Source organism: Phycisphaeraceae bacterium, assembly GCA_019636795.1.
Classification (GTDB): Bacteria; Planctomycetota; Phycisphaerae; order Phycisphaerales; family UBA1924; genus JAHBWW01.
This window is the reverse complement of sequence record JAHBWW010000003.1, coordinates 470,800-484,787: the sequence shown is the minus strand read 5'-3', so window position 1 is coordinate 484,787 and position 13,988 is coordinate 470,800. Positions and strand designations below refer to the sequence as shown.

At 65.0% G+C, this 13,988-nt stretch carries 11 protein-coding genes; 5 read left to right on the top strand and 6 right to left on the bottom strand.

The window, feature by feature from the left end; all coding sequences use genetic code 11:
• The first annotated feature begins 116 nt into the window (after positions 1-116).
• The 3 genes from KF757_08165 to KF757_08155 all read left to right on the top strand — a co-directional run bounded on the left by KF757_08165 (position 117) and on the right by KF757_08155 (position 4,744).
• Positions 117-1,607 (top strand): hypothetical protein, encoded by a 1,491-nt coding sequence (locus KF757_08165; protein MBX3322950.1) that lies wholly within the window; start codon positions 117-119, stop codon positions 1,605-1,607.
• A gap of 82 nt (positions 1,608-1,689) precedes the next feature.
• Positions 1,690-3,147, top strand: coding sequence for a hypothetical protein (locus KF757_08160; protein ID MBX3322949.1), 1,458 nt, complete (start codon positions 1,690-1,692; stop codon positions 3,145-3,147).
• 82 nt (positions 3,148-3,229) lie between these two features.
• Complete coding sequence (locus tag KF757_08155) at positions 3,230-4,744, top strand: hypothetical protein (protein ID MBX3322948.1); 1,515 nt, start codon at positions 3,230-3,232, stop codon at positions 4,742-4,744.
• A 162-nt stretch (positions 4,745-4,906) separates the two neighbouring features.
• Here KF757_08155 and KF757_08150 read toward each other — a convergent pair whose 3' ends face one another.
• Genes KF757_08150 through KF757_08140 form a run of 3 tightly spaced genes read right to left on the bottom strand, consistent with a single transcriptional unit; the run spans position 4,907 to position 7,981 of the window.
• Positions 4,907-5,320: a hypothetical protein gene (locus tag KF757_08150; GenBank protein ID MBX3322947.1), complete on the bottom strand. Its 414-nt coding sequence runs from the start codon at positions 5,318-5,320 to the stop codon at positions 4,907-4,909.
• A gap of 21 nt (positions 5,321-5,341) precedes the next feature.
• Positions 5,342-6,274 carry a matrixin family metalloprotease gene (locus tag KF757_08145; GenBank protein MBX3322946.1) on the bottom strand — a complete coding sequence of 311 codons (933 nt, stop codon included), beginning with the start codon at positions 6,272-6,274 and terminating at the stop codon, positions 5,342-5,344.
• 54 nt (positions 6,275-6,328) lie between these two features.
• Positions 6,329-7,981 carry a hypothetical protein gene (locus KF757_08140; protein MBX3322945.1) on the bottom strand — a complete coding sequence of 551 codons (1,653 nt, stop codon included), beginning with the start codon at positions 7,979-7,981 and terminating at the stop codon, positions 6,329-6,331.
• Positions 7,982-8,005: 24 nt separating this feature from the next.
• Between KF757_08140 and KF757_08135 the strand changes: the two genes are divergently transcribed.
• A complete protein-coding gene (locus KF757_08135; protein ID MBX3322944.1) occupies positions 8,006-8,602 on the top strand; it encodes a sigma-70 family RNA polymerase sigma factor in 597 nt (198 codons plus the stop codon).
• Entirely contained in the window at positions 8,595-11,078 is a 2,484-nt protein-coding gene (locus KF757_08130; GenBank protein MBX3322943.1) for a serine/threonine protein kinase, read from the top strand. The genes KF757_08135 and KF757_08130 overlap by 8 nt, the downstream gene beginning before the upstream one ends.
• A 171-nt stretch (positions 11,079-11,249) precedes the next feature.
• Here KF757_08130 and KF757_08125 read toward each other — a convergent pair whose 3' ends face one another.
• The 3 genes from KF757_08125 to KF757_08115 are packed head-to-tail and all read right to left on the bottom strand — an operon-like array spanning position 11,250 to position 13,916.
• Complete coding sequence (locus KF757_08125; protein ID MBX3322942.1) at positions 11,250-11,762, bottom strand: hypothetical protein; 513 nt, start codon at positions 11,760-11,762, stop codon at positions 11,250-11,252.
• A 33-nt stretch (positions 11,763-11,795) separates the two neighbouring features.
• The gene (locus KF757_08120; GenBank protein MBX3322941.1) at positions 11,796-12,569 is read right to left on the bottom strand and encodes a site-specific DNA-methyltransferase; all 774 of its coding nucleotides are present in this window, start codon (positions 12,567-12,569) and stop codon (positions 11,796-11,798) included.
• A gap of 3 nt (positions 12,570-12,572) precedes the next feature.
• Positions 12,573-13,916, bottom strand: a complete 1,344-nt coding sequence (locus tag KF757_08115) for a UDP-glucose/GDP-mannose dehydrogenase family protein (protein MBX3322940.1) — start codon at positions 13,914-13,916, stop codon at positions 12,573-12,575.
• Positions 13,917-13,988 lie beyond the last annotated feature (72 nt).

The following is a 13,988-nucleotide window of genomic DNA, read 5'->3' as shown; positions in this document are numbered from 1 at the left end:
TGAAAATCAGGATTGGGGGTTGCGGACCGGGCATTTTCCTGTATGATGGGCCGGCCCTGGTCACGGTGCGGCTGGGGGTTCGTTCGTGGGGTCCGTTCCTACTGGAGGCTTCCTGCATGCGTGGTGCGAAAATGGCGAGTGCGTTGGTGTCGTCGAATCGGGCTGGGGTGCTGAAGTCGGTGGTCTTGGCGTGCGTGCTGGGCACGGCGTTTGGCGTGCCGACGGCAAGGGCGGGGGATGAGTGCGAACCTCGGTGGTCGGCTCTGACCGGGCCAGGCGGCACCGGGGTGAGTGACCCGTCCGGCAGCAGTTTCGTCCGTGCTCTGGCAGTGTTCGACGACGGCGGGGGGGCGGCGCTGTATGCCGGAGGCTTCTTCAGCACCGCCGGTGGTGTGACGGTGAACGGGATCGCCCGCTGGGACGGCGCGTCATGGTCCCCGCTCGGGTCGGGAATCGCGGGAGAATTTCTTCCAACTGTTTGGGCGCTGACGGTCTTCGACGACGGCACGGGGCCGGCGCTATACGCCGGGGGGAGCGACTTCACCACCGCCGGTGGCGTGACGGTGAACAACATTGCTCGGTGGGACGGTTCGGCGTGGTCGGCCCTGACCGGTCCTGGCGGCACGGGGGTGGACTTCACGGTCGCTGCCCTGACGGTGTTCGACGACGGCTCGGGGCCTGCGCTGTACGTCGGGGGCAACTTTACCAGCGCTGGAGGCGTGACGGTGAACCGGATCGCCCGTTGGAACGGCTCGGCGTGGTCGGGACTGACCGGCCCGGGCGGAACGGGTGTGAACGGCACAGTCTGGAGCCTGACGGTGTTCGACGATGGCTCCGGGGGCGGGCCAGCGCTGTACGCAGGTGGTGTTTTTACCACAGCGGGTGGCGTGACGGTGAACCGGATCGCGCGCTGGGACGGTTCGGCGTGGTCGGCGCTGACCGGTTCGGGCGGCACGGGGGTGGGTAGCTGGGTCAATGCCATGGCGGTGTTTGATGACGGCACGGGGTCCGCGCTGTACGCTGGTGGCATATTCATCACCGCTGGCGGCGTGACGGTGAACCGGATTGCCCGCTGGGATGGTTCGGTGTGGTCGCCGCTGACCGTTCCGGGTGGCACGGGGGTGAACGGCCAGATCAGTGCCCTGAGGGTGTTCGACGACGGCACTGGGCCAGCTCTGTACGCCGGGGGATACTTCGACACCGCTGGCGGCCTGACGGTGAACCGGGTTGCCCGCTGGGACGGTTCGACGTGGTCGACCCTGACCGGCCCGGGTGGCACGGGGGTGATGAGTCCCGGTGGGGTCCTTGCGCTGATGGCGTTCGATCACGGTATTGGGGCGGGTCCGGCGCTGTACGCCGGGGGCGACTTCACCACCGCTGGCGGCGTGACGGCGAACGGGATCGCCAAGTGGCAGGGCTGTGCGGTGACGCCGCCGCCGTGTCTGGCGGACATCAACGGCGATGGCGTCCTCGACTTCTTCGATGTGCAGATGTTCTTGAGCCTGTACGCGAGTGGCAACCTCGCCGCGGACTTCACAGGCGATGGCACGCTGGACTTCTTTGATGTTCAGGCGTTTCTCAATCTCTACGCGGCGGGGTGTCCGTGAGCGGGGCTGTGGCGTTGTGGTGATCGGGGGACGGAGCAGGAGTTGATCGGCCTGGGTTACATCACTTTTGGAGGTTTCTGACATGCGTGGTGCGAAATTGGCGAGTGCGTTGGTGTCGTCGAATCGGGCTGAGGTGCTGAGGTCGGTGGTTTTGGCGGGCGTGCTGGGCACGGCGTTTGGGGTTCCGACGGCAAGGGCTGGGGATACATGCCAGCCGCACTGGAGGGCTCTGGAAGCGCCGGGCGGTGTGGGTGTGAACAACCGTGTCACGACGATGAGCGTGTATGACGACGGCACGGGACCTGCGCTCTATGCGGGGGGCGAGTTCTGGTTCGCGGGCTGCTGCGATGGAGGCGGATTGACGGTCAATCGCATCGCGCGCTGGAATGGGAGCGGATGGTCGACGCTGTCAGGCCCGAATGGTGTGGGCATCACGAGTCTCGGCTCGGTGTGGAGCACGGCGGTGTTCGACGACGGCTCGGGGCCGGCGCTGTACGCCGGAGGCACTTACTCTGCCGCAGGAGGAGTCACGGTCAATAACATCGCGCGCTGGAACGGCAGCGCATGGTCGGCACTGTCAGGCCCGAGCGGCACAGGCGTGAATGGCTGGGTCTTTTCTCTGGCCGAGTTCGACGACGGATCGGGGCCCGCGCTCTATGCTGCGGGCGGTTTTACCACGGCGGGTGGAGTGACGGTCAACCGCATTGCCAAGTGGGACGGCAGCGCGTGGTCGGCGCTGGTTCACGCTGGCGGAGTGGGTCACGGCTCTCAATGCAATGCTCTGGCGGTGTTTGACGACGGCTCCGGCCCGGCATTGTACATCGGAAACACCAACGGCCTTGTCCGCTGGGACGGCAGCAGCATGTCCACTCCTGCAGGCCCGAACGGACTTGGAGTTGGCGGCTGGGTCTTGGCCCTGGAAGTTTTCGACGACGGCTCAGGCCCCGCGCTCTATGCGTCGGGCAACTTTGCCAACGCTGGAGGCATGACGGTCAACAACATCGCACGCTGGGACGGCAGTGTCTGGTCGGCATTGTCAGGCCCCGGTGGCGTGGGCATCGACGGCCCCCTCGTGACCGCTCTGGGTTCATTCGATGATGGTTCAGGTCCGGCGCTCTATGCGGGGGGCGCATTCAGCACCGCTGGCGGGGTGACAGTCAACAACATCGCGCGCTGGGACGGGAGCGTGTGGTCGGCACTGGCAAGCCCCGGCAGTGTGGGTGTGAGCGACCAGATTCATGCCTTGACTGTGTTTGATGATGGCACCAGGGACGGGCCAGCGTTGTTTGCCGGTGGATACCACTGGCAAATTGGAGACACAACAGTTTTCAATATCTCGAAGTGGCAGGGCTGTGCGGTGACGCCGCCGCCGTGTCTGGCGGACATCAACGGCGATGGCACCCTCGACTTCTTTGATGTGCAGTTGTTCCTGAGCCTGTACGCTGCGGGTAACCTTGCAACCGATTTCACGGGCGATGGCACGCTTGATTTCTTCGATGTGCAGGCGTTTCTCAACCTCTATGCGGCGGGGTGTCCTTGAGCGGGGTTGTGGCGTTGTGGTGATCGGGGGACGGAGCAGGAGTTGATCGGCGTGGGCTACATCACTTTTGGAGGTTTCTGACATGCGTGGTGCGAAAATGGCGAGTGCGTTGGTGTCGTCGAATCGGGCTGAGGTGCTGAAGTCGGTGGTTTTGGCGTGCGTGCTGGGCACGGCGTTTGGTGTGCCGACGGCCCGGGCGGGGGATACATGCCAGCCGCACTGGCAGGTGCTGGCCGGTCCGAATGGCGTGGGTGTGAACAACTGGGCCAATGTCCCGCTGATCTATTCCCAGGCGGTTTATGACGACGGCAAAGGAGGCGGGCCTGCTCTGTATGCAGCGGGATGGATGGAAACTGCCGGGGGCGTCACGGTCAGCGACGTTGCACGCTGGGATGGCAGCGCCTGGTCGGCGCTTGCTGGCCCGGGCGGCCTCATCATGTTCGGCTCAGGCTCCGTGACGAATCTCATCGCGTTCAACGATGGTTCTGGACCGGCCCTGTATGCATCGGGCTTCTTCAGCAGTATTGGGGGAATGACGGTCAATGGCATCGCTCGTTGGGATGGCACCACATGGTCGGCTCTGTCGGGTCCGGGCGGTGTGGGAGTTGGCCCCGCAGGAACGGGAGATGTCCGTGCCTTTGCGGTCTTTGACGATGGCTCGGGTCCAGCCCTGTACGTCGGGGGCAACTTTACCAGCATCGCAGGATATCCGGCCACCACCATCGCTCGCTGGGATGGCAGTACATGGTCGGGTCCGGCAACGGGCACCAATGGCACGATCTGGGCTTTGACATCTTTCGACGACGGCGCGGGGCCCGCGCTGTACGCCGGAGGCTCGTTCATCACTGCCGGGGGCGTGACGGTCAACAATATCGCCAAGTGGAACGGGAGTTCGTGGTCGGCGCTGGCGGGTCCGAGCGGGGTTGGTGTCGGCGGAAACCCTCAAACTGTCAAGAGCCTGACAGTCTTCGATGATGGTTCAGGGCCTGCGCTTTACGCAGGGGGCGGGTTCGCCACGGCCGGTGGCGTGACGGTCAACCGTGTCGCCAAGTGGAATGGGAGTTCGTGGTCGGCACTGGCCGGTCCGAGCGGCACAGGAACGGGCCCTTCAGGTTTCTTAAACGTCGAAGCACTCTCTGTCTTCGATGACGGGTCCGGCTCAGCCCTGTACGTCGGGGGCCAGTACACGACGGCCGGAGGGGTGGTGGTCAATGGCATCGCACGGTGGAATGGCAGCGCGTGGTCAGGGCTGGCCAGCCCGGGCGGCATGGGCATCGCCGGTACATGTTGTCCAACTGTCTTTGACCTGACGCCCCACGATGACGGATCTGGCCCGGCCCTGTTCGTCGGAGGCAGCTTTTTAACAGTCGGCGGCCTGACGGCGAACGGCGCTGCCAAGTGGCAGGGTTGCGCGGTGTCGCCGCCGCCGTGTCTGGCGGACATCAACGGCGATGGCACCCTCGACTTCTTTGATGTGCAGTTGTTCCTGAGCCTGTACGCTGCGGGTAACTTTGCAGCCGACTTCACGGGCGATGGCACGCTGGACTTCTTTGATGTTCAGGCGTTTCTCAATCTCTATGCGGCGGGGTGTCCTTGAACCTTGCGGAGTCTTCTGCGATCAACCTGTCAGGTGGATGAAACATTCGTATTGGGTATGTGTGGCATGGGGGGCATGCGCCATGGTGTGGGCGCGATTTGTGCGACTTGATTCGATCAGCGAGGCTGGTTAATCTGGGCGTCTCATTGACTTGGAGTCTCGTCACGGGCAACCGGCTGCGTAGTGATTGAGGAATGCCTGCACATCGAAGAAGTCGAGGAGCCCATCGCCGTTCAGGTCGGCCAGTAGGTTCCCATTGGAGTAGAAGTTGAGGAACAACTGCACATCGAAGAAGTCGAGGGTGCCATAGGGCACGGCGAGATCGGCGGGATTGCAGGACGCTTCAAATCGGATAACAGCCAGAAAACCGGTGTCGAGGGTGTACATGCCACCTGCGAGCGCTGCGGTGCTGGCATCGGGCTGGCCGATCGAGCCGATGAGTTCGAAGGAGCCACCTGTGAGGCGTGAGGCACCGGCGTCGATGCTTGCGTAGTCGATGAGGAAGGGTTGAGCAGCGGCGGTGGTGGCGGTCAGGGCAAGCACAGTGGCACTACACAGGGCGAGCGCGAAACGCATAGGGCGGTCCTTTCGGTTCGTTCAGTGGCCGATCCGGGCGGTGCCGAACTCGGCGGTGATGGTGCAGGGCACGGCGATGGTCAGGCTTCCTGGGTACGAGCCGCCGAGGACATGGATGGTGATCCCGTCGTTCTGAGGCGGGAGGGCGGCGACAGCGGCGCTAACCGTGCGAAACGGGTTGCCCGCGAGGCCGTTCGACGCGCCTGGCCATGCGGAGTTGACCCACAGACCCGAATCTTCGAGGGTGGTCACGCTGCCGATGCCGGCGGCGTAGCCCTGCTGGAGATGGGCGATGTCTGAGGCGCTCGGTGCCTGCATGCCATCGGCGCTCGAGACGGTCGGGCGCATGATGTGCGGCCCACCGGGTCCTTCGTCATGAATCAGCCCGAGGCTGTGCCCGACTTCGTGGGCCGCGACGAGCATGAGGCTGACGCCGGGGTTTCCGACATCCTGTTCGTAGAGTTCGGCATCATCGAAGTGGACGTTGCCCGCGAAGGACTCGGACATGGGATTGACGCAGACCGAGGCCGCGCCGGGCGGGAAGCCTGCGTGGGCCACCGTTCCGCCCGGTCCATCGAAGGCGCACTCGGCCACGCCGCACTCGGCAGCCTCGATCGCGCAGTGGTCGCCCGTGGCCCAGCGGAAGTCGATGGACCGGTTCCAGTTGGGCGCGGCGATCTCGACGAAGTGGATCTGCACGACGCTGGCCCAGGTCGCGAGCACGAAGATGTACGCATCGCGCTGCTGGGCTGCGGGCAGATCATTCGAGTAGTTCTCGATGTGCCAGTAGAGGGTGGTCGCGTTGGCCCCCGGTCCATCCCAGCCGTCGTTGATCATCCCCCCGCCGCGCTGGACCGGACCGGCAGGCTCGACGGGGCAGGTGTACCAGACGATGGGTTCGGGCGGGACAGCGCCCAGGCCAAGTGCCGCGAGCGTTGAAACCAGTGTCAGCATGTGTCAGTCCTCCGGGTCAGGGTGCATTGCGACCGGGTGCAGTGGACGCGGGTGCTATTGCAGCGAGACGAGTACGAGCACAAGGCCAGTCTGTCCGCAGGGCAGCGCGGTCATGGCTTTGCCGAGGATCGCGCCGGGGGCGGGCAGACCAGCGCGCATGGCGTGACCGGGCGTTGTCGCGGTAGTCAGCAGATCGCCGATGGCGATGGGTGCCTCGGTCGCGTCGCACAGCACCCAGACGCGGCCAGACAGGGCGATTGCGGGGGCCTCTTCGAGGCCGGGCAGGTTGCCCATGATGGTGCCCGCGGCGAGCCCGCCCGCGCCGCTGACGACACCGGCCACGCGCGTGGAGCGCGGCCCGGTCGAGACGCGCAGATGCCCGGGCCGATCGGGATCAATCTCCATCACCGTGCCCGGCTCGATGGGCGAGTCGTGGGCAGTGGGAAAGCGCTCGGCCAGATCGGCACCGGTGACTTCGAGCACGCTGACGCGCGCGATGCCCGCGACGTGCAGCGGCACCTGCGGATCGGCTGTGCCGACACCAACCCGCCCGCCCGCTGGGACGATGACGTGGCCGCTGGCGCCCAGCGTGAAACGCGTCACGTTCTGGGCATAATTCGGGTTGGACCCGTAGACAAAATGCAATGCGCTACCCACCCCCGTCGTTCCGCGCACGATCGTCCACTTGTCGTTGAAGGTCCCGCCTGAGACTTCGCCAAGCGCGATCCCTGAACCGAGCGAACCGCCGGGGCTGCTGTACAGCCCGAGGATGGCATCTTGCGATTCGATGATGAGGTCTTCATTGGTCAGGGCCGACGCGCCGAGGTTACTTGCGCCTTGCAGATGCAGGAGGGCGAGCGGCTCGAGTTCGCCGCCCAGCCCGATGCGCCCGTTGTCGAGGATCTTCATATGCGTGCTGTTCGGGCCTGAGACAAACAGCCCCGGCGAACCGACCAGCGGCTTGCTGTAGCGCAGCGACGCGACGAGCGAGCCGTCATCGAAGCGGATCTCCCCGTGGGTGGTGTTGTTTGAGCCCGACGGGTTGCGCAGCGTGATGTGCGGCCCGGCGGGGTTCTGCTGACTGAGCAGAAGGATGTTGGCGTCGGTACTTCGCAGGGTCAGCAGTTCGCTGGCAAATGTGCCGCCCAGCCCAACGCGCCCCTGATCATCGACATAGATACCGCGTGTTGCACCTGAGCGCGGCGTGGCGGTGAGTTTGTGACGTGGCGTAAGGGTGGTGGCGCCGACCTGCACTTCGAGCCATCGATCGGTGCTGGCCAGGGCCAGCGTGCCAAAGTCAAGATCGACCGCAAACAGACCCTGCGTGACGACAACGGCCGGAAGGGACTGCGTGGCCAGAGGCGAGCCGCCCTGCGCGGCGGCGTAGAGGCGGAAGGTCATGGCGTAGGTGCCCGAGACCAGCACACCCGAGTTCTTGAGAGCGCCCTGATAGGTGAAAGCGGTGTCACTGGCGCGGGCGGGCAGCACGGCGGCGACGGCGAGCGAGAAGAACAGCGCGAGGCGTGCGAGATGGTTCATGGCGGGCTCCTGCACATAGGCGCGAAGCGGCCTGGCCTCGACGACGGGCCAGCGCTCGGCTCCGGACAGGAAGTCATCCGAAATCTTCGGCCTGCGCGGTCCACTGTGCTGCGAAATAACGGACTGATGGTGTGCGTTGGGGTACCGATCGGTGCTGGAACTGGACAAGGGGCTTGCATGATCGCGGTCAGGATGTCACAATGGACAGGCGTGTCTGAAGCGGATTCCAACCCGGGACGTAGTTCCTGTTTCGATGGAGACGGGCAGTTGGCGGCTGATCTGCTCCCGCAGGTTTATGAGGAACTGCGGCGGCTGGCGGCGTCGAAACTCAGTCGGCTACCGCCGGGTCAGACGCTGGGCCCCACGGCGCTCGTACACGAGGCGTTCATGCGGCTCGTCCGTGAGCAGGACTCTGGCTGGAACGGGCGCGGGCACTTCTTCGGCGCCGCGGCCCGCGCGATGCGTGATATCCTGGTCGATCAGGCGCGCCGCAAGAGCGCGGTTAAACACGGCGGGGGTATGCAGCGCCTTGAACTAAAGACGGCGGATCTGACCGATTCCAAAGGGCAAGATCCTGATGATGAGATCCTGCTCATCGATATGGTGCTGACGCGTTTCGCGGGCGAGTTTCCGCGCCAGGCCGAGATTGTGATGCTGCGCAGCTTCGGGGGGCTGAGCCTCGAAGAGATCGCCGCAGCGACGGGTCTGGGGCTTTCGACGGTGAAGCGTGACTGGCGTCTGGCGGCGGCGTGGCTGCGGCGCGAGATTGAACGGACGGGCCATGTCTGAACGTTGTGAGCGGATTGCGATGCTGTTTTCGAGGGCAGTCGAAATCGATCACGATGAGCGTGATGCGTTTTTGTCAAGTGCGTGCAACGGCGATGCGGCATTGCGGACCGAGGTTGAGCAGTTAATCGAGGCCGATCGCGGTGTGACGGAGGATTTTCTGTTGCCACCGCTGCGGATTGCGGCGGGGGTTGAGTTGAAGGCGGGCGCGATCGTCGGCGGGCGTTACCGGCTGATGGAACAGATCGGGCAGGGCTCCTGGGGCATCGTGTGGAGTGCCGAGCAGGACAGGCCGGTGCAGCGGACGGTGGCGATCAAGTTTTTGCGGTGGTGTGACGGAAGCGACATGATGCTCAAGCGTTTCGCGGGCGAAATGCAGTCACTGGCGCGACTCGATCATCCGGGGCTTGCGCGCGTGCTCGATGCGGGTTCGACGCGCCGTGGCCGACCATATTTCGTGATGGAGTTCATTGAGGGCTGTGCGCTGCACACCTACTGCGATCTGCATCGACTGAGTGTGCGCGAGCGGCTGAAGTTGATCGTGTCGGCCTGCGAAGCGGTGCACCACTCGCACACACGCGGCGTGATCCACCGCGACCTCAAGCCCACCAACATGCTCGTTGACGGTGACGGGCGAGTGCGCATCATCGACTTCGGCATCGCGCGTCTGATCGACGCGCAGTGCGTGCCCGAGGCCTGGCCCACGCGCGACGGGCAGGTGCTCGGCACGCCCGAGTTCATGAGTCCTGAGCAGGTATGCGGCGACGCGGACATCGACCCGAGGGTCGATGTGTATGCGCTGGGTGCAGTGATGCATTACCTTCTGAGCGGGGTGCTGGCGCGGCGTGCCGGGGCACATGAAGCCGATGATGCAGCGCTGAGGCACGAACGGGCTTCGGTGCTGGTGCTGCGTGAGCAGGGTGAGCAATCGGATGCGTTGCAGCGGCGTGCCGAGGCGAGGCGCTGCTCTCCTGCGGGCTTGTCGCGGCAGCTGCGAGGGGATCTGGATGCCATCATCACGTGCGCCATGGCAAGCCAGCGCGGAGCACGCTACGGATCGGCCCTTGAGCTGGCGGCCGATATCAGACGGCACCTTGACAAGGTGCCCATTGTCGCGAGGAAGCCGGGGCCTGTGTATGGCCTGACGCGGTGGGCCGACCGCAACCGGGTGCTGATGGCCAGCGGGGTCACGCTTGCGTGTGTGCTGATCGGCACGACCATGGTGCTGGGGGTGCAGCAGGGGCGACTGCTCGAGGCCGGCCGTCTGGCCACGAGCCGCGCGCAGGAGGCCGAGCGAGAGCGGGCATCGTCGCAGGCGGCACAGTTCTTTCTGCAGGAGATGCTTTCTCGCGTGGCATCCATGAGCCCCAACGGTCTCAACGTCCGAATGCTTGACGTTCTCGAAGAGGCATCGTCGAGGCTTGAGACGGGTGCGCTGGCTGATGAGCCCGACATTCGCGCACAGGTGCGGCGCATCGTCGGCCGGGCGTACATGGATCTCGGGTTGTTCTCGCACGCTGGGCCGCATATGCGTGCCGCGTTCGATCGCTCGATGGAGACACTGCCGCCGGGTCACGCAGACAGACTCGATCTGCTATGGGCCGTGGGCGAGTGCGAGAAGGAGATGTCGCGCTTCGAGCCTGCGGTGGCAGCATTTGAGCAACTGCATGTCGAGGCGCTGCTGGCCGGGCCGGTCCACGAGTCGATGGTGTTCATCGCGCTGAATCAGCAGGGCAACACCCTGCACCGCATGGGTCAATCGGCCGGCGCGTTGCCGCTGCTGGCCGAGGCTTGCGACGGGCTGCATCGCACGCTGGGGCCGGAGCACATTCAGACTGCGGTCGCGATGTTCAACGAGGCAGCGGCGCTGGGCGCTACGGGGCGACTGGCCGATGGCGAGCAGAGGCTGCGCGAGACGATCGGTGTGCTGTCGATGCTCGACGGGTCGCACGATACACTGGTGCGCTCGCTGCGCACGCTGGCGAGTCGTTTCCTGCGTCCGCAGGGACACATCGCCCAGGCGGAGATGCTGCTGCGTGAGGCCCTCGAGACATCGCTGGGCACGCTGGGACAAGACCATCAGGAGACGAACGCCTCGCGCCTGTTTCTGGGCAAGTTTCTTCATGAACACGGCGGACACGAAGAAGCAAGGCTTTTGGTTGCTGCTCATCATCAGCATCGGGAGCGACATTTCACCACCCCGACGTTGCGCACGCTGATGGGCATGCACCTGCTGGCCCGGATCGATCTGGCGCTGAATGACCCGCCTTCGGCGATGCGGACTGTCCAGGACATGCTCGAACGCATCGAGGCTGCGATGAGCATGCCTGAGCGCGAGGGTTCGGAGGCTCAATGGATCGAGTACCGGATCTTGTCGCATCGGGCAGCGGCACAAGCGGCGAGGATGATTGGTGACGCCGAGGTCTCTGAGATCCACGGGCGTGAGGCCGACTCCTGGAGCGAGCGATTGGGCCGATGAGCATGCTCATGAGTGGGTCAACCAGTAGTGGGCCGAGGCAAGGAGGGTGACCCCGCAACGCATCCCGAAGTCTCAAAGCAGACTTCGGTAACGGGGGAAGACAGACTTGGGTGAAATTATGATGCAGGCCTCCCCGCCGATGCACGCGCCGATTGCCGCAATGAAGCTCGCTCAGGTCTTTGGCGGATGTTGTGCGGTCTCGGACAGCACATCGCGGAAGCGGCCGGTACGCAGGCCCCAGAAAGTGTGGATGATGCGGGTGAGGAGGATCGCGGCGCCGAAGGAATACACGAACGACCAACTCGGCTGGATCCCTGCGTGCTGGAGCCCCCACATGCCCCCGATCGCGATGACATAGAAGGCCGGTGTGAGCATCAGACGCTCGAACTGGATGAGTGAAGCGTCGCGCCAGAAACTGCGGCCCGGTCCGACGGGGCGGCCTTTGGGCTGACGACAGTGATTGGCCAGCCAGTGGAGAATGAAATAGATGATGACATCGGCGACGGCGTCGATGGCGGCGGCGACGAAGGCGTTGACGAGCTTGTGCTCGCTGCCGATCCACTGCGTCGCGAGCAGGACGGGATACTTGGCGATGATGATCGCAAGAAACCCGGCCACGACAACATTGACATTGATGTTGACGATGCGCTTGCGCTGGTACAGATTGAGCAGTCGCGACCACATGCGGGCGGATCGTAGGGTCTGCAAGTCGGGCGGTCAGGGGCTGGCCGTATCGGCGCAGCGCTGGCGTGCGATGGCGACGGCCTGGTCGCTGCGGTCGAGCCCGATCCAGCGGCGCCCGGTCTGTCGGGCGGCTGCGAGCGTCGTGCCCGAGCCGCAGCAGGGATCGAGCACGAGCCCGTCGGGCGGGCAGCAGGCCTCGATGAGCAGGGTCAGCAGCGCCAGCGGCTTTTGCGTCGGGTAGCCGGTGCGTTCGAGAGCCATGTTGTTGATCGTTGGCACGCGCAGAACATCGGCAGCGGGGAGGTCGATGACATCGGTGGCCTTCTTGGTCTGCCCGCGGAGGCGGCGGCTGGTGGCGGGGACGCGCGGAGGCTGGAAGTAATGCTGGTCGGGCTGAGCCGCGTAGAAGAGAATGTCGTCGTGCTTGCGGGCAAAGCGGCGTGGCGACGAACCGCCCAGGCCATAGACCCAGACGAGGTGATTGACGAAGGATTCTGGGCCGAAGATCTCATCGAGCACCACGCGGGCGCGGTGGCTGGTGCGCCAATCGACGTGCAACAGGATCGAGCCGGTGTTCTTGAGCAGAGGCCGAGTCGCGATGAGGCGCTCGCGCAGCCAGAGGGCCCAGGCGTCGAGCGAAGGCCACACATCGTCGTACGCGCCGCTGCGGCCGCGCTGGGTCTTTCCGGTGGCGAAGGGAGGATCGGCGTAGACAAGATCGACCGTCGCCGGAGCAATCTGCGGTACTCCCTCGAGCCAGTCGGTCTGTGTGATGGTTCCGGGTGCGATGGGCGTGCGCGGGGCCACGGCTCAATCCCTGGGCGTGACGGTGGCGCGCCCAACGGAATAATAATGGAAGCCGAGGGTGCCCAGGTGCTGGCGGCGGTAGAGATTGCGGCCGTCGAAGATCACGCGTGTGCGCATGACCGAAGCCAGGCGTGCAAAGTCGGGGCTTTTGAACTCGTCCCAGTCGGTGGAGATGACCAGCGCGTCGGCGCCGCTGGCGGCCTGATACATATCGCCGTGCAGTTCGAGCAGGGAGCCGAGCTCGGCCTTGGCGTTGTCGCCGGCGACGGGGTCAAAGCCGGTGGCGGTCGCGCCCGCGGCGGTCGCCATGCGCACCAGTGTCAGAGCCGGGGCCTCGCGGACGTCGTCGGTGCGCGGCTTGAAGGCCAGGCCCCAGAAGGCGAGGCGCTTGCCCGCGAGCGAGGAGCCGAAGTGAGCGGTGATCTTGCCAAAGAAGCGTTCGCGCTGGCGCTGGTTGGTCGAGTGGACCGCGCGCGAGACATCGACGGGTGTGCCCGACTCTTCGCCCATCGCCACGCAGGCCAGCGTGTCCTTGGGGAAGCACGAGCCGCCGTAGCCGAGGCCCGGATAGAGGAACTGGTGACCGATGCGTTTGTCGGCGCACATGCCTTCTCGCACGCGATTGATGTTGGCGCCGAAGGCTTCGCACAGGTTGGCCATTTCGTTGATGAAACTGATCTTGGTCGCCAGGAAGTTGTTGGAAGCGTACTTGACCATTTCGCTCGAGAGAATGTCCATGACATAGATCGGGTGGCCGTTGCGGACGAACGGATCGTAGAGATCGCGAAAGACTTCGCCGGTGCGTTCATCTTCAACGCCAATGACGACGCGGTCGGGGCGGTTGAAGTCGCTGACGGCATCGCCCTCCTTGAGGAACTCGGGGTTGTTGGCGACGTTGAAGGCAAGATTCGGCCCGACTTTGGCGCGGATGCGGTCGCGCACCATGTGCGTCGTGCCGACGGGGACTGTGCTCTTGACGACGATGACGGGAGCGGGCGCGTCGCGCGGCCGGTCGAGCAGGACGAGGGCGATGTCGTCGGCGGCCCGCTGGATGGCCCCGAGATCGGTGCGACCATTCGTGCCGGTGGGCGTGCCGACGCAGATGAAGATGATGTCGGCACCCTCATAGGCCTGTCGCGGGTCGGCGGTGAAGTGCAGTCGCCCGGCGTCGATGTTCTTGCGGATCAGTTCGGGCAGGCCCGGCTCGTAGATCGGGCAGTGGCCGCTGGCGAGGCGCTCGATCTTGCCGCGATCGAGGTCGAGGCATGTGACGTCGTTGCCGGTGTTGGCAAAGCAGGTGCCTGTCACAAGCCCGACGTACCCAGTTCCGACCATCGTGAGTCGCATCCGCGCGGTTCTCCCTGTGGGGTGGTCGAAAGTCTAGGTGAAGTTTGACGTTCAAGCCCGCGGCCATGATAT

Excerpts from the sequence above, each read along its gene's own strand:
- KF757_08165 (MBX3322950.1), top strand. The coding sequence starts at position 117 with ATGCGTGGTGCGAAAATGGCGAGTGCGTTGGTGTCGTCGAATCGGGCT.
- KF757_08160 (MBX3322949.1), top strand. The coding sequence starts at position 1,690 with ATGCGTGGTGCGAAATTGGCGAGTGCGTTGGTGTCGTCGAATCGGGCT.
- KF757_08155 (MBX3322948.1), top strand. The coding sequence starts at position 3,230 with ATGCGTGGTGCGAAAATGGCGAGTGCGTTGGTGTCGTCGAATCGGGCT.
- KF757_08150 (MBX3322947.1), bottom strand. The coding sequence starts at position 5,320 with ATGCGTTTCGCGCTCGCCCTGTGTAGTGCCACTGTGCTTGCCCTGACC.
- KF757_08145 (MBX3322946.1), bottom strand. The coding sequence starts at position 6,274 with ATGCTGACACTGGTTTCAACGCTCGCGGCACTTGGCCTGGGCGCTGTC.
- KF757_08135 (MBX3322944.1), top strand. The coding sequence starts at position 8,006 with ATGTCACAATGGACAGGCGTGTCTGAAGCGGATTCCAACCCGGGACGT.
- KF757_08130 (MBX3322943.1), top strand. The coding sequence starts at position 8,595 with ATGTCTGAACGTTGTGAGCGGATTGCGATGCTGTTTTCGAGGGCAGTC.
- KF757_08125 (MBX3322942.1), bottom strand. The coding sequence starts at position 11,762 with ATGTGGTCGCGACTGCTCAATCTGTACCAGCGCAAGCGCATCGTCAAC.
- KF757_08115 (MBX3322940.1), bottom strand. The coding sequence starts at position 13,916 with ATGCGACTCACGATGGTCGGAACTGGGTACGTCGGGCTTGTGACAGGC.